The sequence below is a fragment of the Clostridioides sp. ES-W-0018-02 genome (genome assembly GCF_020658175.1).
Lineage (GTDB): Bacteria > Bacillota > Clostridia > Peptostreptococcales > Peptostreptococcaceae > Clostridioides.
In genome coordinates, this window is sequence record NZ_JACVVY010000009.1 from 86,340 (window position 1) to 105,307 (window position 18,968).

At 30.1% G+C, this 18,968-nt stretch carries 14 protein-coding genes; 3 read left to right on the forward strand and 11 right to left on the reverse strand.

Features of this window, described 5'->3' with window-relative positions; all coding sequences use genetic code 11:
* Positions 1–48: 48 nt before the first annotated feature.
* The 11 genes from rlmD to IC219_RS17095 all read right to left on the reverse strand — a co-directional run bounded on the left by rlmD (position 49) and on the right by IC219_RS17095 (position 14,449).
* The gene (gene rlmD / locus IC219_RS17045; RefSeq protein WP_227853363.1) at positions 49–1,407 is read right to left on the reverse strand and encodes a 23S rRNA (uracil(1939)-C(5))-methyltransferase RlmD; all 1,359 of its coding nucleotides are present in this window, start codon (positions 1,405–1,407) and stop codon (positions 49–51) included.
* Between the two features lie 174 nt (positions 1,408–1,581).
* Complete coding sequence (gene pyk / locus IC219_RS17050) at positions 1,582–3,342, reverse strand: pyruvate kinase (protein WP_227481808.1); 1,761 nt, start codon at positions 3,340–3,342, stop codon at positions 1,582–1,584.
* A gap of 51 nt (positions 3,343–3,393) precedes the next feature.
* Positions 3,394–4,353 (reverse strand): 6-phosphofructokinase, encoded by a 960-nt coding sequence (pfkA, locus tag IC219_RS17055; protein ID WP_227435605.1) that lies wholly within the window; start codon positions 4,351–4,353, stop codon positions 3,394–3,396.
* Between the two features lie 208 nt (positions 4,354–4,561).
* Positions 4,562–8,131, reverse strand: a complete 3,570-nt coding sequence (locus tag IC219_RS17060; RefSeq protein WP_227831763.1) for a DNA polymerase III subunit alpha — start codon at positions 8,129–8,131, stop codon at positions 4,562–4,564.
* 153 nt (positions 8,132–8,284) lie between these two features.
* Entirely contained in the window at positions 8,285–9,235 is a 951-nt protein-coding gene (whiA, locus tag IC219_RS17065; RefSeq protein WP_227435601.1) for a DNA-binding protein WhiA, read from the reverse strand.
* Between the two features lie 16 nt (positions 9,236–9,251).
* Positions 9,252–9,677: an NUDIX hydrolase gene (locus IC219_RS17070; RefSeq protein ID WP_003416968.1), complete on the reverse strand. Its 426-nt coding sequence runs from the start codon at positions 9,675–9,677 to the stop codon at positions 9,252–9,254.
* Positions 9,678–9,745: 68 nt separating this feature from the next.
* Positions 9,746–10,852 (reverse strand): gluconeogenesis factor YvcK family protein, encoded by a 1,107-nt coding sequence (locus tag IC219_RS17075; RefSeq protein WP_227435600.1) that lies wholly within the window; start codon positions 10,850–10,852, stop codon positions 9,746–9,748.
* A gap of 11 nt (positions 10,853–10,863) precedes the next feature.
* The gene (rapZ, locus tag IC219_RS17080) at positions 10,864–11,721 is read right to left on the reverse strand and encodes an RNase adapter RapZ (RefSeq protein ID WP_227435598.1); all 858 of its coding nucleotides are present in this window, start codon (positions 11,719–11,721) and stop codon (positions 10,864–10,866) included.
* A gap of 52 nt (positions 11,722–11,773) precedes the next feature.
* Positions 11,774–12,487 carry a PHP domain-containing protein gene (locus IC219_RS17085; RefSeq protein ID WP_227435589.1) on the reverse strand — a complete coding sequence of 238 codons (714 nt, stop codon included), beginning with the start codon at positions 12,485–12,487 and terminating at the stop codon, positions 11,774–11,776.
* Positions 12,488–12,490: 3 nt separating this feature from the next.
* Positions 12,491–13,405 carry a UDP-N-acetylmuramate dehydrogenase gene (murB, locus tag IC219_RS17090; RefSeq protein ID WP_227435587.1) on the reverse strand — a complete coding sequence of 305 codons (915 nt, stop codon included), beginning with the start codon at positions 13,403–13,405 and terminating at the stop codon, positions 12,491–12,493.
* A 273-nt stretch (positions 13,406–13,678) separates the two neighbouring features.
* Positions 13,679–14,449, reverse strand: a complete 771-nt coding sequence (locus IC219_RS17095; protein WP_227831764.1) for a formate/nitrite transporter family protein — start codon at positions 14,447–14,449, stop codon at positions 13,679–13,681.
* Positions 14,450–14,766: 317 nt separating this feature from the next.
* On the opposite strand from IC219_RS17095, the gene cls reads away from it, so the two are divergent.
* From cls to IC219_RS17110, 3 genes are all read left to right on the forward strand, one after another.
* Positions 14,767–16,248, forward strand: a complete 1,482-nt coding sequence (cls, locus tag IC219_RS17100) for a cardiolipin synthase (protein WP_227435582.1) — start codon at positions 14,767–14,769, stop codon at positions 16,246–16,248.
* A 315-nt stretch (positions 16,249–16,563) separates the two neighbouring features.
* Positions 16,564–17,061, forward strand: coding sequence for a complex I 24 kDa subunit family protein (locus tag IC219_RS17105; RefSeq protein ID WP_227435580.1), 498 nt, complete (start codon positions 16,564–16,566; stop codon positions 17,059–17,061).
* Between the two features lie 16 nt (positions 17,062–17,077).
* Positions 17,078–18,964, forward strand: a complete 1,887-nt coding sequence (locus tag IC219_RS17110) for an NADH-quinone oxidoreductase subunit NuoF (RefSeq protein WP_227831765.1) — start codon at positions 17,078–17,080, stop codon at positions 18,962–18,964.
* Positions 18,965–18,968 lie beyond the last annotated feature (4 nt).

The window sequence follows — 18,968 nt, forward strand, 5'->3', positions numbered from 1 at the left end:
GGTGGCAAATACAATATATTATCAATATATTAATCTATATAAACGTTGCTATTGCTTGATTACCTTAGCTACAGTTTCCACATGTGTAGAATGAGGGAACATATCTACAGGTTGTGCCTCAATACATTTAAATCCATGCATATTTAGATAATTTAAATCCCTTGCTAAAGTAGAAGGATTACAAGAAACATAAACAATTCTCTCAGGATTCATTGAAACAATTGTATCTAAAACCTTTTCGTCACAACCCTTTCTAGGTGGGTCTACAACTACAACATTAGCAGTCTTACCCTCACTATACATCTTAGGAACAACCTCTTCTGCCTTACCCACATAGAATTCAGCATTATGTATATTGTTTAATCTAGCATTTACCTTAGCATCTTTTATAGCATCTTCTATAATTTCTATTCCATAAACTTTTTTAGCCTTTTGCGCTAAAAATAAAGATATTGTACCTATACCACAATAAATATCAAAAACAGTATCAGTATCCTTTAAATCTGCATATTCAAGAGCTTTATCATATAATACCTTAGTTTGTATAGGATTTACTTGGAAAAATGACAATGGAGAAATCTCAAATACTAAATCTCCTATATAATCATTTATTTTACCATCTCCATACACAACTATATTCTCTTTTCCAAGAATGGCATTTGTATTTTTTTCATTTATATTTACAACTAAAGTCTTAAATCCAGGTATATTTTCCTCTAATACTGAAGCTAATTCTTTAAGATATGGAAGTCTGTTTCCATTAGCAACTAATACAACCATTACTTCTTTAGTTGTAAATCCAATTTTTGTCACCAAATGTCTAATTACTCCAGTCTGAGACTTTTCATCATATATGCTTACCTTATAAGCTCTTATATATGTTTTTATTATCTTAACAATTTTATCATTTAGTTCATGTTGTATTACACATTTTTCTGTCGATATTACATCGTGAGTCTTCTTTTTGTAAAAACCAATAATAGGAACTCCATTGTTCTTTTGTATTGGAAATTGAGCTTTATTTCTATATCTATATGGCTTCTCCATGCCTATAGTATCATGAACTACCACATCATCCAACTTACCTATTCTTGTAAGCACTTGTTTAACTTCATTTGTTTTCATTTCAAGTTGTTTATCATAGTCTAAATCTTGTATTTGGCACCCTCCACAATCCTTAAGATTGTCACTACACACTCTTTTTACTCTAAATGGAGACTTCTCTATTATTTCAACAATGTCTCCTACAGCATAATTTTTCTTGACCTTATTAATTTTAACTTTAACTTTATCTTGTATTAATCCGCCCTCTACAAAAACTGTAATACCATTGTACTTTCCAACGCCTACTCCAGCCTGTCCAATGTCTACTATATCTACAATATACATCTCGTTTTTTGAAAGCATAAATCACCCTCCAATCACTATATTAAATTTAAATTCTTACAAATTCTTTTCTTTAAATATATATTAAAATCTTGCTATTAACTAAACTATATTTTTTACTAAGCTACAATATTTTATTTTACCAAAAAAAAAGGAGCTTATAAAGCCCCTTGACAAAATAAATTTATTATTTTCTTATAAAACTCTAGTTGAACCTCTATATATTACACCTCTTGATGCATCCACTGTTACAACTTCTCCATCTTTTACTAGATTAGTTATATCATTTGCAGACACAATAACTGGTATATCTAAATTTATTCCTACGATAGCTGTATGTGATGTCATTCCACCATTTTCAGTTACTACAGCTCCTGCTTTCTCTATATAATTGTTCATTTCAGCATCAGTAGCTGTAGAAACTAATATATCTCCTTTATTGAAGTCTACACAAGTATCTCCATTTTTTATTATACGAACTTTACCTTCTACTGTTTGATTACCTACACCTATACCTTGAACAATTTCTTCACTTATTACATGAACCTTTATTAAGTTAGTAGTTCCGCTTACTCCTACTGGTACTCCAGCAGTTATAACCACTAGTTCTCCATTATCTATATAATCTGCTTGTCTAGCTGCTTCTATTGCTTTTTCTATAACTTCATCTGTATTTCCTGCAACAGAAGATTTAACTGGATAAACTCCCCATGTAAGAGCTAGTTTATTCATAGTTTTTTCATTATTTGTAGTAGCTATTATTGGAGATTTTGGTCTAAATTTAGACACCATTCTAGCAGTATAACCTGAAGAAGTAGATGTTATTATAGCTGATGCATCTAAATCTACAGCTGTTGTACAAGTAGCATGGCTTATTGCATCTGTTACTGTAACATTATTAGTACCATTTTCCTTTAACAATCTATCATAATCCAAAGTTTCTTCTGTTCTTTTTGCTATTGTGGCCATCATTTTCACAGCTTCTACAGGATATTTCCCAGCAGCAGTTTCTCCAGATAACATTATTGCATCTGTTCCATCATATATAGCATTAGCTACGTCTGTAACTTCTGCTCTTGTTGGTCTTGGATTTCTTATCATAGAATCAAGCATTTGTGTAGCAGTTACAACTGGTTTTGCTAATTCATTGCATTTTTTTATCATCATTTTCTGAACTATTGGCATTTCTTCAGTAGGTATTTCAACACCTAAATCACCTCTAGCTACCATTATACCATCAGAAACTTTTAATATTTCATCTAAGTTTTCTACACCTTCTTGATTTTCTATCTTAGATATAATTTGTATATCAGTTGCATTGTTATTTTCTAAAATTTCTCTTATTGCTAGTACATCAGATGCTTTCCTTACAAATGAGGCAGCTATATAGTCTATACCTTGGCTTATTCCAAATTCTATGTCGCTTATATCTTTAGGAGTTATTGCTGGTAAATTTATTTTTACACCAGGCACATTTACCCCTTTATGATTTTTTACTATTCCAGAATTTTCAACGATACATACTATATCTTCGCCATTTATTTCTTTTACTCTTAAACCAACTAAGCCATCATCTATTAGTATAGAATCTCCTACTTTAACATCTTCCGCAAGACCCTTATAACTTACTGTACATATTTCTTTAGTTCCTACAACATCTTTCATAGTTATAGTAAATTTTTGTCCTTCTTCTAAAGATACCTCTGGGTCTGCAAAATTACCTGTTCTAATTTCTGGACCTTTAGTGTCTAATAATATAGCAACTGGTTTATTTAGTTTTTCTCTAACTTTTTTTGCCATATCTATTCTTTCCTTGTGTTCTTCATGTGAACCATGGGAAAAGTTAAATCTGCACACATTTAGACCATTTTGCATAAGTTGAGTTAAAACTTCTTCACTTTGTGATGCTGGCCCTAGCGTACAAACAATTTTTGTTTTCTTTACATTATTTAACATATTTGCTCCTCCTGAAATATTATTTCACAGATTTATTTTAAATACTAAGATTTATATAGATAATATTTTTGCCATTTCATAAGCTTCTTTATCAAAAACCTTCTTTTGAGATAAAGCTTCACTTATTTCTAAGTCAATTATTTTGTTTTCTTTTATTCCGACAACTCTAGCTGACTTTCCATCTAGTAGTAATTCTACAGCTCTTACACCAAGTCTGCTTGCTAGTATTCTATCAAATACAGTTGGGCTTCCTCCTCTTTGAACATGACCTAATACAGTTACTCTTAAATCTGCTCCTGATTCTTTTTTAAGTTCCTTCTCTAAATCGCTAGCACTTCCAACTCCTTCTGCCAACACGATTATACTATGTCTCTTACCTCTTTTTTGAGTAGTCTTTAATCTTAAAGCAACTTCATCTACTTTAACCTCTACTTCTGGTACTATTATAGTTTCAGCTCCTCCTGCAAGACCTGCATATAAGGCTAAATCTCCACAGTGTCTTCCCATAACTTCTACTATATTAACTCTTTCATGAGATGATGATGTATCTCTTATTTTACCTATAGCATCTATAATAGTATTCATTGCAGTGTCAAATCCTATAGTATAATCTGTATATGCTAAGTCATTATCTATAGTTCCTGGTATACCTATAGCTGGAAATCCTAAGTCACTAAGTTTTTGAGCTCCTGTAAATGAACCGTCTCCTCCAATTACTACTAAGCAGTCAATTTTATACTTTTTAAGAATTTTTACTGCCTTTAATCTACCTTCTTCTGTTTTGAATTCTTCACATCTAGAAGATTTTAATATAGTTCCTCCTCTGTGTATAATATCCCCAACAGAAGATAAGTTCATTTCAGTTAAATCTTCTTCCAACAATCCCTTATATCCTCTATTGATTCCATATACTTTGCATCCATAATATATTGCTGACCTTACAACCGCTCTAATTGCAGCATTCATTCCTGGAGCATCTCCTCCACTTGTTAGTAATCCTATAGTTTTCATTTTTTACCTCCTTGGATTTTATGTCAAATTTTTATTATAATCATTCTTATCACATCTTAATGGACTTTTTTCGTCCCTATATCATTTTTCAATCCCATCAAGACTAAAAAAATTAAATGTCCTTAAATGTCCATTTTGTGATATTATATCACAAAACGGACAATATTTTTCATATTATTATAATATATTTAGATTTTTATCCAAAAAATTAAGCTTTTATCTTTATGTTATCCTTAGGAAGTAATCTTTCTAAATTGTTTATAAATTCATCACATATAAAGGTGGATACTCCTGTCATTTTATATGCTTTGCGCTTACCATTTATATTTTCATCCATAGGATATAAGTATATACTGTCATTGCCTGGATATTGCTTTGCTATTTCTATAATATTGTAAGTTGTATCTGTGTCAGACATACTATCTATTTTTAAATACAGTTTTTTTCCACTTTCTAACTTCATATTTTGTACATTTTTAGTTCTTACTGAATTATATTTTTTAGCTTCAAAGTCAGTATTGTCTTTTATATCTTTTATTTCTCTAGCTATAAGTTTTGCATTTTCGCCTTCTTTTATACTTAATGTTCCTTTTACATAAATTATATTATCTTCGTTTAAAATAACATTATATTTTTGTAATAACTGAGGAAAAACTATTATTTCTATAGCACCATATAAATCTTCTAACTCAATAAATGCCATAATTTCATTTCTTTTTGTGGTTTTTATCGTTTTATTTACAATCATTCCACCCATTATTGCATCAGTTTCATTCATTTGTATATATGACTCTTCATCCTCTTTTAATGAATTTAACTTTCCATTATCTATAGATGTTTTTTCTTGTAATTCTTTTTCAAATTGCGATAAAGGATGCCCACTTACATACATTCCCAGAACTTCTTTTTCAAGATTAAGTTTCTCTCTTTCTTCATATTCTGGTCTTTTAGGTAAATTATATATTTGTTGAAAGTCACTATCTTCTTCACTATCTCCAAAAGCATCAAATAATGAAATTTGACCTTGAACATTTTTCTTTCTATCCATAGAAACACTTTCTAATAAAGTTTCATAACCAGCCATCAGACTAGCTCTATTTTCACTTATATTATCAAAAGCTCCACATTTTATTAAGCTTTCTATTACTCTTTTATTTGTATCTTTTTGGTCTAATCTCTTAACTAAATCAACTAAGTCTATAAATAATCCCTTAGACTCTCTCTCATCAATTATATTATTTATTATATTTACACCAACATTTTTTACAGCAGCCAGACCAAACCTTATGTTGTCACCTTCAACCGAGAATTTTGAAAAACTTTTATTTATGTCTGGTGGCAACACATCTATATCCAATGCTTTACATTCTCTTATATATTCAACTACCTTATCAGTATTTCCCATAACACTAGTTATTAAAGCTGCCATAAACTCAACAGGATAATATGTTTTTAAATAAGCTGTCTCATATGCTAAAACTCCATATGCAGCTGCATGTGATTTATTAAATGCATAACGAGCAAAATCTATCATGTCATCAAATATTTTATTGGCTATTTCCTCTTCTACACCATTTCTAACACACCCTGCAATTTCTATGTTGCCATCTTCATCAAATTTCCCATGAATAAAATATTGTCTTTCTTCTTCCATTACATCCATTTTTTTCTTACTCATGGCTCTTCTAACCAAGTCGCTACGACCATAACTATATCCACCTAAATCTCTAACAACTTGCATAACTTGTTCTTGATATACCAAACATCCATATGTAACTTCCATTATTGGTTTTAATTTCTCATGTAAGTATGTTACATCTTTTGGATTACTTTTATTTTTTATATACGCAGGTATAGAGTCCATTGGACCTGGTCTAAATAGGGATATTCCCGCTACAATATCTTCAAAATTATCTGGTTTCAGTTGTTTCATAAAACTTCTCATACCAGCACTTTCCAACTGAAACACTCCTAAAGTATTTCCAGATGAAAGCATTTCATATACCTTTGGATCATCATAGTCCATCTTTGAAAAATCTATATTTTCAGTGTAATTTTTTATTGTTCTATTCTTTTCTATTAAATCAAGTGCATCTCTTATAACTGTAAGTGTTCTTAATCCAAGAAAGTCCATCTTTAAAAGACCAAGTTCTTCAAGTGTTGTCATAGTAAATTGAGTTGTGATTGCATCTTGATGCTTGTACAGAGGTACATACTCATCTACAGGATTTTTGGATATAACAACTCCTGCTGCATGAGTGGAAGCATGTCTTAACATTCCCTCTATTTGCTTTGATATATTGATTATCTCTTTTGTTTCAGGGTCTTGGTCATATAAATCCTTAAGGTTTGGATTTGTATCTAATGCCTTATCTATAGTCATTCCTAAAGCAAATGGTATTTCTTTAGCTATCTTATCAACCTTATTGTAGCCTATATCTAATACTCTTCCAACATCTCTTATTGCGGCTTTTGCACCCATTGTTCCAAAAGTTATTATTTGTGCAACATGGTCATCACCATATTTTCGCTTTACATAGTCTATAACTTCTTCTCTTCTTTCATAGCAAAAATCTATATCTATATCTGGCATAGATATACGTTCTGGATTTAGAAAACGTTCAAATAGGAGAGAATATTTTATTGGGTCTATATCAGTTATCTTAAGTGTATATGCTACTATTGAACCTGCCGCACTACCTCTACCTGGTCCTACTATAATATTATTTTCTTTAGAGAAATTTATAAAGTCCCAAACTATTAAAAAGTATTCCACATAACCCATTTTTTCAATTACATCTAATTCATAGTTTAATCTATCTAGTATCTCACTATCAGGATTATCATATCTTTCTTTTAATCCATTAAAACACAATTCTCTTAAATAAGTTTCTGGTGTATATCCATCTGGAACATCATATTTAGGAAGATGTATAGTATTAAAATCAAACTCTACATTACACATATCGGCTATTTTTACAGTATTATCAATAGCCTCTAGTGCATATGGGAATAACTCTTCCATTTCTTCTCTTGATTTCAGATAAAACTCATCACTTCCAAATCTCATTCTATTTGGGTCATTTACTGTTTTACCCATTTGAATACACATAAGAACATCATGTATTTTTGAATCTTCTTTATTTACATAGTGAACATCATTAGTAGCAACTAGTGGAATACCAGTCTCTTTTGATAATTTCACTAATCCAGAATTCACTTCTCTCTGTTCTGGTAAATTATGGTCTTGAATTTCTAAAAAGAAATTTTCTTCACCAAATATATCTTTGTAATCAATGGCAAACTTTTTTGCTTTTTCATAATTTCTATTCATCAAAGCACGTGCAACATCTCCTGCAAGACATGCAGAAAGTGCTACAATCCCTTCACAATGCTTTCTAAGTTCTTCCATATCGACTCTAGGCTTATAGTAGAAGCCTTCTACATATGAAGTTGAGACTATTTTTATCAAATTTTTATAGCCTTCCATATTCTTAGCTAACAAAACTAAATGTCCTTGATATTTATCATAATTAGGGTCTTTATCTCTTAATCCACGTGCAGCTGTATAAACTTCACACCCTATAATTGGTTTTATTCCTTCTTTTATAGCTGTTTTATAAAAATCTATAACACCAAACATACAGCCATGGTCAGTAATAGCAATTGAACTCATATTTAATTCTTTAGCTCTTTTTATAAGTTTTTTCACCCTCGAAAATCCATCAAGTAAACTATACTCGGTATGTACATGAAGATGAGCAAAATCTTTTTCCATTAAATCACCTCCTGTTTTATAAATTTAATTTTACCACAAATACATGTCTTAAAACAAAAACAGAGACTTTTATCTCAAAATAGGAATTAACTTCCACCTATAACCCTATATGTTGAAATTAATTCTTATTTTGAGATTGTCCCCTCAAATTTATTATAATGATTTTTTTTTCAAGTCTGTTGCGATTTCTTCTATTTTTCTAAGTCTATGATTGACACCAGATTTTCCTATTGGCGGGTCTAACATCTCTCCAAGCTCCTTGAGAGTCATATCTTCATACTCAATTCTAATCTTGGCTATTTCTTGTAAATTTTCTGGTAAGCTACTAATCCCTATAGTTTCTTGTATTAGTCTAATATTTTCTACTTGTCTTACGGCTGCATTTACTGTTTTAGAAAGGTTAGCTGTCTCGCAATTTACTATTCTGTTTACATTATTTCTCATTTCTTTTACTATTTTAGTATTTTGGAGACTTAAAAGAGCGTGGTGTCCTCCTATAATACTTAATAAATCGGATATTTGTTCACTCTCTTTAAGATAAACAACATAATTATTTTTTCTAGCCACAATTTTACTATTAAAGCCTAAAGAATTTATAAGTTCTTTTAATGAATCTGCAAAATCCTCATTGTTAGTTACAAATTCCATATGATAGTTTTTTTCTGGGTCACTTATAGAACCTCCACCAAGAAAAGCTCCTCTTATAAAAGCTCTTTTACATCCCTCATGTTTAACCAAACTTTCTGGAACTCTATTTATAGTAAAAAATCCCTCTTTTTCTTCCAATACACCTAATTTTTTTAATAACATTTCTGAACCCATTTCACTTGTTACCATTAATACATAACTATTATTTCTCTTTAACATTTGATTTTTATTTACAGAGATTGTAGTATTTATGCTGAAATTCTTTTTTAATAACTTAAAGACTTTACGGGCTATTGAGTTTAATTCTGTTGTTATTTTTAAATTTAGTTTTTTATATCCAACAATTTGTATACTTCCCCCTGATTTAACTAGAGCTGACAGTTCAGCTATATTACAACATTCATTCTCAGATACAATTCTCGCTAGTTCATTTTTGGTTTCAGTTGAAAAAGACATATATATCACCCATTAACTAATTTTTCTTTAACCTTTTTTTTATTTCCTGCAAGGCAACCTTTATTATTTCCTTTTCATCATCATACCTAGCTAGGTCTACCACTCTATCTAGATGGATAAATTTAGCATCAATAAAGCCTTCCTCTTTTTGTGGAATAGTATCCATATTTTTTGCTTGCATTAAGTACCAAAAAACTGTTTTATGAACTGCTCTATTTTCATCCCAGTTTTCTTTGAATGTATAGTGTATTTCACCTAAATATTTCAATATATCTGCTTTTACTCCAGTTTCTTCGCTTACTTCACGTAATGCTGCCTCTTGGTTATTTTCCCCTTCTTCTACTTTTCCTTTGGGTAGCACCCAATCTCCATTGAACTTCCTTAGTAAAAGAATCGTATTGCCAAACAGGACTACACCACCAGCACTAACCTCTTCTCTCATCGATGTTCACTCCTTAAAACTAACATAATGATAAGGATTTCTACACTTTTTTTTAAAATCCTTTTTTACTAACTTTTGTTGTAATTATGATTTAGGGCTAACTCAATAACTATGTTAGATATATATTTTGCATCATGTCTTATATAATTATTTTTTATTTCAATCAAATTTTTTTCTACGGTTTTTATACCCATCTCTTTTAACTTATCTTTTTGTTTTTTATCTAGTAAAACCTGTTCTGCTCCATCTTGTTTATATAAATCAAGCATTCCTTCTGGCAATATTTCGTTATTTGCTATCACATAATCTATCAAATTATTGTCAGTATGCTTTATTATCGCATTAATATGTTCTAATACATTATATCCTTCTGTTTCCCCTGGTTGAGTCATTATATTTGATATATACACTTTTGGCGCTAGAGAGGCTTTAATGGCGTCTACAACACCATCTACAAGTAAGTTTGGTATTATACTAGTATATAAACTTCCAGGACCCATAATTATAATATCAGCATCATAAATAGATGCAATAACATCTCCTAATGGTTTAACATCTTTAGGATTTAAAAAAATCTCATCAATAGAACTTTTTTGATTTTTTGATTCTTCAGGTATACTAGATTCGCCATTTACTATTTCACCATTTTTTAATTTGGCAACTAAGTTTACATCTTCTAGTGTTACTGGCAAAACCCTACCTGTTATAGCAAAAATCTCACTTAATTTATACACAGCTTTTTCAAAGTTTCCATATAATCCATTCATAGCAGCTAAAAATAGATTCCCAAAACTTTGACCTTTTAAAAGTCCTTCTGTAAACCTATATTGCATAACTTCATTCATAGTTGGTTCTATATTTGCAAGTGCTAACAGGCAATTTCTTATATCTCCTGGTGGAAGCATTCCTAAGTCTTCTCTTAATACTCCTGAACCTCCACCATCATCAGCAACAGTAACAATCGCAGTTATATTCTGCGTAGAGTGTTTAAGCCCCCTCAGAAACACTGATTGACCAGTTCCTCCACCTATTACTACTACATTAGGGTCTCTATTTTCAATAACAGACCTCTGAAATAACCTTACTTTTTCATTCTTTGCTTTCTTATATATAAATAACGATACAATTAATGCAATCCAACCTAAAATTCCTACAATAATAAGTAATTTAGCCATGTTTGCCTCCATTATCGTAACATAGAGTCTCTGTGTTTTTTTACAACTCTATATCCTTTATTAGATAAATCCTCCGCTATAAGATTTGTTATAGTAACTGACCTATGTCTTCCACCTGTACATCCAACACCAATTACTAGATGTTGTTTTCCTTCTTCTATATATTGAGGTACTAAGAAATGAATCATATCCAAAAGTTTTACATAAAATTCCTCACTAATTTTAGAATTCATAACATAATCTCTAACTTCTTTATCGTCACCAGTTTTAGATCTCAATTCTTCAACATAATATGGATTAGGAAGAAATCTTACATCGAATACTAAATCTGCATCAGCAAGTATACCATGTTTAAATCCAAAAGATACTACAGATATAGTTAAATTAGGATTATCTTCACCAGAAGAATATATTTTCTTTATTTCTTCTTTAAGGTCTTTTGGTTTCATATTAGTTGTGTCAATTATGCATGTAGAAAATCCCTTTAAAGGCTCCATTATTTTTCTTTCCATTTTTATACCTTCTGGAATTTGCATGTCTTTCGCCAATGGGTGATTTCTTCTTGTCATTTTATATCTCTTTAACAATACATCATCATTACAATCTAAATACACCATTTCATATTCATAATTTTCTTTTTCTAAGTAGTTTAAACTTTCATGAAGAGCTTCAAAAAACTTTCTTCCTCTTATATCTATACCTAGAGCAACTTTATCAATACTTGAATTTGGTTGATAACATAATTCTGCAAATTTAGTTATCAAAGCAGGAGGTAGATTATCTACACAATAAAATCCCATATCCTCTAAAGCTCTCATTGTTTCACTTTTTCCAGACCCTGAAAGACCTGTAACTATAACAAATTTCATTGCTAACTCCTCCTTTTTATCTTCTGTTTATTACACTTTTATCTTTCGATTATTACACTATAATATTTTCTACTAATGATATATCCATATTTGAATCATATACAGCTTTTATAGCTCGTTTAAAATCACCCACTCTTTCTGGGCAATGTGCATCTGACCCTATTATAAATTTATTTCCTATTTCTTTTATTTCGTTTATTTGTTTTACATTTAAAAAAGAATGACTACTATTTATTTCAAGCCTTGTATCTGTCTTTTTTGCTACCTTTGCTATTTCTTCTATATATACATCACCTTTATCACCAGGATGTGTAATTACAAAAATATCATTATTATTCATAGCATTTATTACGGCTTTTGTATTATACTCTTTTGCTTTTTCAGTTTTAAAAATATAGTTATTACAATGATTTAATAAACTTCCAAATGATGTAGGAGTAGAACCAAAATGGTATCCAGCCATGATATAGTCAAGTTCTTTTATAAATTTTTCATCCATGTCTATATTACCTTTATCATCTAATATGTTACACTCCATACCCAAAAGTATATTTATATCACTATATTTATCATTCAAAGAATTTATTTCTTCTCTCATTTTATGAATATCTTTCCTCTTTACACCATATGCAATATGTTTATAACTATGGTCTGATATTCCGATTGTCTTTATCCCTTTAGCAATGGCCACCTTTACATTATCTTCAATAGTTCCCTTACCATGACTATATAATGTATGTGTATGATAATCAGCCAATATTTTCATTTGTTAATCCTCTCCAAGTATTTTGACTTCTTCTTCCAACATAACCCCAAACTTGGCATATACAGCACTTTTTATAACATATATTAAATCTAAAATATCTTTAGCACTTGCTTCTCCTAAATTAATCACAAATCCACAATGCTTCTCAGATACTTGAGCACCTCTTAAAGTAAGTCCTCTTAGTCCAGTTTCTTCTATTAACTTCCCTGCAAAATATCCTGTTGGTCTTTTAAATGTACTTCCTGCACTAGCAAAATTTAATGGTTGCTTAGTTGTTCTTCTTGTTGTTAAATCATCCATTAAACTTTTTATTTCATCATAATTTCCTTTTTGTAAATCTATTTCTGCTGATAAAGCTATATACCCATTTTTCGTTATTATACTTTTTCTATACCCAAATTCCATCTGTTCATTTGACAGTTCAAAGATATTTCCTTCCATATCTATTAATCTTACCGATTTTACTATATCTTTCATTTCACCACCATATGCTCCTGCATTCATGGCTAATGCTCCACCCAATGTTCCAGGTATACCTGAGGCAAACTCAAATCCTTTTAATTCTTGTTTTTGAAGAGCTTTACCTAAAACAGATAATAAAGCTCCTGACTGAGCAATTATTTTAGTGCCCTTTATCTCATAAGAATTAAAGTTGTCTGCAAGTTCTATTACTATGCCTCTTATTCCACCATCTTTAATTAGAATATTTGAGCCATTTCCAATTATTAAATATGGAATAGACTCTTTTTTCACTAATTGAAGTACATTTTTTAACTGCTCTTCAGTTCTAGGTCTAACCAATATATCGGCTGGCCCTCCAACTCTAAATGAGATATGTTTTTTCATAGGTTCATCTATTTTTATATCATCTTTGCTTAATATATTTAATAAATTTTCATATATATCTTGATTATTCATTGTATTTCCTCCCAAATTATACTAAACTTCAGTTGTCATTATTATCTAAATTATATTAATATATAGTATTAACTATATTCAATAATATATGATTTTGCTTATCATACAGATTTCATATTTTTAAGTTTTTTAATTCCAAACTATATTCAATAAATATATAATAAAGTAAAAAAAAAAAAATAACAACATATAAAAGAACATAAATAATTTAAAAAAAGCATCAATATCGCTGATATCAATGCTTTAAAAGGCTATTTAATTCGTATTATTTATCTAACTATTTTTCACATAGCAAAGATAATAAATTCCCCCAACTATTATAGAACCTCCAACTACATTTCCAAGCGTTACAAATACCAAATTAGTTATTAATTGAACCATAGTAATATCTGCTCCTAATGCCCTTCCCATTGGTATAAAAAACATATTTGCAACACTATGTTGGAATCCACATAACACAAATAACATTATTACTGTCCAACATGAGGCTAACTTAGATACTATGTCTTGAGATGCTGTAGCCATCCATACAGCTAAAACTACTAAAATGTTACAAAGTATTGCTTTTAAAAACATTGAAACTATCGTTGAATTAACTTTAGCTTCTGCTACAGCTATGGCTTTTGTAGCTACATCCCCTGTTAATGTAGAAGAATAATATAAAAGTGCCACTAAAAGTAGTGAACCTGCTAGATTTGCAAAATAAACTAATCCCCAGTTTCTTAGCATTTTCCCTAATGTTATTTTTTTATCCATAAGTGGAATAAACATTAAGGTATTTCCAGTGAATAATTCTGCCCCTGCTACCACTACAAGCATAAGACCTACTGGAAAGACCATAGCACTTAAAAAACTAGCTATTCCTGGGTCTATCTTACCAAAAGTCTGACTAATTATTATACTACCCAATGCCCCAAAACCTATAAATGCTCCTCCAAGTAAACCTAATAAAATTGCATTTTGTGTTGAAATATTCGCTTTTTTAATGCCTGCACTTATAGTTGCTTGTGCAGTTTCCCCAGGTGTCAAGAATCCTTTACTCATAAATCCTTCCCCCTTAAAAATTATACTTTTCCTTGTCTTTTTATGGCAATAATTATATAATAACAATATGATATATAATAAATTTTATTAATATAAAAAATATACTATATATTTATATATACTTGTCTCATATAATTATATTATTTATTATATACCAACTTTGTTAATTTCGAAATAATTTATATTGAATTTGAAAAATTTACCTTTCGAATATTTATTTTACTTTTTTATTGTTGAGGTATTATATATAATAGATATATGTTTGTGTTATTATATATAATTACTTATTTTAATAAATATTTAAAGGAGGAAATTTTATGTTTGATATATCATTTTTCGAAATGTCAATATATGAAATAGCAGTTACTACAATATATATAATTAATTTCATGGTTATACTAAATCTCATTTTTAGAGAAAAGAGAAATATAAATACAACTCTAACATGGCTTCTTATATTAGTATTAATACCAGCTCTTGGATTTATACTTTATATAGCTTTTGGCAGAAATATTTCAAAAAACAATATGTTTAGATTAAAAGAAAAGGATGATAAGATAATCAAAAGCAATATACTAGATACTCAAGTTAAATTACAATCTACATCTGAAATTAATTCAGAGATACATCAACATAAGGATATGATTTATGCATTAGCTAATTCAAATAATGCTCATTATACCAATAATAACGATGTGTGGATTTACGCTGAGTCTAGTCAATTTTTTAACACTCTTCTTGAAGAACTTAAGAAAGCAAAGAAATATATAAACATACAGTTTTACATTTTCAAAGATGACAAAATCGGAACTGAAATAATTGACATTCTAGTAGATAAAGCCAAAGAAGGTGTAGAAGTAAGACTTTTATTTGACGCCGTTGGTGGTAGAACACTAAAAAATAGTACACTTTCTAGATTAAAAGAAAGTGGTGTTAAAGTTGGAAGTTTCTTTCCATCATTCTTAAAAATTGTAAACTTTAACTTAAACTACAGAAACCACCGAAAAATAGTTGTCATTGATGGAAAAGTAGGATTTGTAGGTGGATACAATGTTGGAGACGAATATCTAGGTAGAAATCCAAAATTTGGTCTATGGAGAGATACACATACTAAACTTACTGGTGATTGTGTAATTGACCTAAATATGAGGTTTATCCTTGATTGGAGATATACAACTAAAGAAGATTTAGATTTAGAAAAGTACTTCGTAGAAAGTGAAACACCTTCTGATTGTCCTTCTGAAAATATTGGGATTCAGATAGTATCAAGTGGTCCAGATATATTAGAACTTGATGAAATTAAATATGGTTACCTTAAAATGATTCAGAAAGCTAGAAAGTATATATACATACAGAGTCCTTATTTAATACTTGACTCAACATTTATAGATACTTTAAAAATAGCTTGTTTATCTGGTGTTGATGTAAGAATTATGATTCCTTCTAAACCTGACCATCCTTTTGTATACTGGGCATCATATTCATATGCTGGAGAACTTTTAAAATTTGGAGCTAAAATCTACACTTATGGTGAAAATGCATTTTTACATGCTAAGACAATAGTTATAGATGACTCTATATGTTCTATAGGAACAGCTAATATGGATATAAGAAGCTTTGAGCTTAATTTTGAAGTAAATGCATTTATGTACTCTTCAAAAAAAGCACTAGAGCAAAGAGTTATATTTGAAAATGATATTTTAGATTCAAAAGAAATAACATTAGATGTATATAATTCTAGGTCTACTTATATAAAAATCAAGGAATCAATTTCTAGACTATTATCATCAGTTTTATAAATCTTTTATTTTATAAAAATTTTACCTTTTGGTTTATTTTTTAAAGTTTTTTATATATATTATTTTTTTTTTATTGGATTCAGTCCATTTTTTTTATTTTTTTTAACTATTCTGAATTATTTTATATTATAATAGACTAGTATAGTTTTTTTTTAATAGGTAACTTTTTTGCATTGTTTTTATGAATAAAGAAATTGTTGTATATTATTCTTTCTTTATTGTTTTGGTTTTGTTCACCAACATAATATTGGTGTCAACTCATGGTTAATTATTTTATGAAAAATAATAACTTTAAAAAGAAAAGGGGGATTTGTTATGTGCGATTTTATTTCACACAACAAGCAGTTATTTGACGAATTAGATATATTTATTGACTCTCTTGCAACAAAGGAAGGTGCTTTGATACAAGTTCTACATGAAGCTCAAGGTATATTTGGATATCTTCCAAAAGAAGTACAACTTCATGTTGCTAAAAGACTTGGAGTAGCTCCTGCAAAGGTATATGGGGTTGTTACATTCTATTCTTATTTCACTACAGAACCTGTAGGTAAGTATAAAATAAGTGTCTGTCTAGGTACTGTATGTTTTGTAAAAGGTGCTGATAAGATATTAAGTGCTTTTGAAAAACAGCTTGGTATAAAAGTTGGAGAAACTACTAGTGATTTTAAATTTTCTTTAGAAGGTTTAAGATGTTTGGGGGCATGTGGTTTAGCTCCAGTTGTTACTGTAAATGGTAAAGTTTATGGTAAAGTAAAACCAGATCAAGTAAGCGAAATATTGGATACTTATAGAGAATTAGAATTGAATTGTTAAGAGGGGTGAATAAATAATGCGTAAAGTAAATTCATTTGATGAATTAAAAGTTTTAGCTGATGAGCTAAAACCTAGTCTTAGCCTAAGAAAAAATTATTCTAAGGAAAATGTATTAAGAAGAGAATTACTTGTTTGTTGTGATACTGGATGTACATCTTCAAACAGTATGGAAATAGTTAGTGAGTTAGAAAATGAAATAAAAAAATCAGGAATACAAGACAAGGTTGATGTTCGTTTAACAGGTTGTTTTGGTTTCTGTGCTCAAGGTCCTATCGTAAAAGTTTATCCTGATAACGTTTTCTATGTGAAAGTTGAACCATCTGATGCTGAAAAGATAGTTCAAAATCACTTAATTAGAAATACAGTTGTTGAGGAATTATTATATGAAGAAGAATCTTTAAATAAAAAAGTAGAAGCACAAGAAGAAATGTCTTTCTACAAAAAACAATTACGTATAGCTCTAAAGAATTGTGGGCTTATAGACCCAGATAGTTTAGAGGATTATATTGCTAATGATGGTTATTTAGCTCTAGGTAAATGTTTAACGACTCTTACTCCTCAAGAAGTTATTGCAGAAGTAAAGACTTCTGGTCTTCGTGGTAGAGGAGGAGCTGGATTCCCTACAGGTTCTAAATGGGAAGCTGCTTCAAAGAATCCTGCTGGCCCAACTGATAAAAAATTCGTTGTCTGTAATGCTGATGAAGGAGACCCTGGTGCATTCATGGATAGATCTGTACTTGAAGGAGACCCTCATAGTGTACTAGAAGCTATGGCAATATGTGGATATGCTATAGGTTCTGATACAGGGTACATATATATAAGAGCTGAATATCCAAAATCTATAGAAAGACTAAAAGTAGCTATAGCTCAAGCTGAAGCACATGGCTTACTTGGTGAAAATATTTTAGGTACTGGATTTAACTTCAAATTAGAATTAAAATACGGTGCAGGAGCTTTCGTTTGTGGTGAAGGTACAGCTTTAATGCATTCAATTGAAGGTAGACGTGGTGAACCTAGAATGAAGACTTATAGTTCTTCTAAAAGTGGATTATGGAAATCTCCTACTTGCTTAAACAATGTTGAAACTTTTGCTAATATTCCAGCAATCATACTTAATGGTGGAGATTGGTTTGCTAACTTAGGTACTGATGATTCTAGTGGTACTAAAGTTTTTGCTCTTGGTGGAAAAGTAGAAAATGTAGGTCTTGTTGAAGTTGCAATGGGTACTACTTTAAGAGATATTGTATTTGAAATTGGTGGAGGAATTCCTGAAGGCAAAAACTTCAAGGCAGTTCAAACAGGTGGACCGTCTGGTGGATGTATACCAACTGAACATTTAGATATACCTATAGATTTTGGTTCATTAAGCTCTATAGGCTCAATGATGGGTTCTGGTGGTATGCTTGTTCTTGATGAATCTGACTGTATGGTAGATATAGCCAAATTCTTCCTTGAGTTTACTGTTGAAGAATCTTGTGGTAAATGTACACCTTGTCGTATAGGTACTACGAGATTATTAGAAATATTAACTAAAATTACAGAAGGTAATGGTACTCTACAAGATTTAGACGACCTAGAAAACCTTGCTGAAACTATACAAACTGCTTCATTATGTGGTCTTGGTAAAGCTGCTCCAAACCCTGTTTTAAGTACTCTTCAATATTTCAAAGATGAGTATATAGCACATGTTGTAGATAAGAAATGTCCTGCTGGCAAATGTCAAAACTTACTTTCTTACTTCATAACAGATGCTTGTAAGGGTTGTACAAAATGTTCTAGAGTGTGTCCTGCTGGTTGTATAACAGGTTCTGTTAAAGAACAACATACAATAGATACTTCTAAGTGTCTAAAATGTGGTGCTTGTATAGATAATTGTACATTTAATGCTATAATCAAGAAATAACTTA

What these genes read in the sequence shown, in the direction of transcription:
- whiA (WP_227435601.1), bottom strand. Translation starts at nt 9,235, where the DNA reads ATGTCTTTTTCAACTGAAACCAAAAATGAACTAGCGAGAATTGTATCT.
- IC219_RS17105 (WP_227435580.1), top strand. Translation starts at nt 16,564, where the DNA reads ATGTGCGATTTTATTTCACACAACAAGCAGTTATTTGACGAATTAGAT.
- IC219_RS17110 (WP_227831765.1), top strand. Translation starts at nt 17,078, where the DNA reads ATGCGTAAAGTAAATTCATTTGATGAATTAAAAGTTTTAGCTGATGAG.
- pyk (WP_227481808.1), bottom strand. Translation starts at nt 3,342, where the DNA reads ATGTTAAATAATGTAAAGAAAACAAAAATTGTTTGTACGCTAGGGCCA.
- IC219_RS17085 (WP_227435589.1), bottom strand. Translation starts at nt 12,487, where the DNA reads ATGAAAATATTGGCTGATTATCATACACATACATTATATAGTCATGGT.
- IC219_RS17095 (WP_227831764.1), bottom strand. Translation starts at nt 14,449, where the DNA reads ATGAGTAAAGGATTCTTGACACCTGGGGAAACTGCACAAGCAACTATA.
- murB (WP_227435587.1), bottom strand. Translation starts at nt 13,405, where the DNA reads ATGAATAATCAAGATATATATGAAAATTTATTAAATATATTAAGCAAA.
- cls (WP_227435582.1), top strand. Translation starts at nt 14,767, where the DNA reads ATGTTTGATATATCATTTTTCGAAATGTCAATATATGAAATAGCAGTT.
- rlmD (WP_227853363.1), bottom strand. Translation starts at nt 1,407, where the DNA reads ATGCTTTCAAAAAACGAGATGTATATTGTAGATATAGTAGACATTGGA.
- IC219_RS17075 (WP_227435600.1), bottom strand. Translation starts at nt 10,852, where the DNA reads ATGGCTAAATTACTTATTATTGTAGGAATTTTAGGTTGGATTGCATTA.
- rapZ (WP_227435598.1), bottom strand. Translation starts at nt 11,721, where the DNA reads ATGAAATTTGTTATAGTTACAGGTCTTTCAGGGTCTGGAAAAAGTGAA.
- pfkA (WP_227435605.1), bottom strand. Translation starts at nt 4,353, where the DNA reads ATGAAAACTATAGGATTACTAACAAGTGGAGGAGATGCTCCAGGAATG.
- IC219_RS17060 (WP_227831763.1), bottom strand. Translation starts at nt 8,131, where the DNA reads ATGGAAAAAGATTTTGCTCATCTTCATGTACATACCGAGTATAGTTTA.
- IC219_RS17070 (WP_003416968.1), bottom strand. Translation starts at nt 9,677, where the DNA reads ATGAGAGAAGAGGTTAGTGCTGGTGGTGTAGTCCTGTTTGGCAATACG.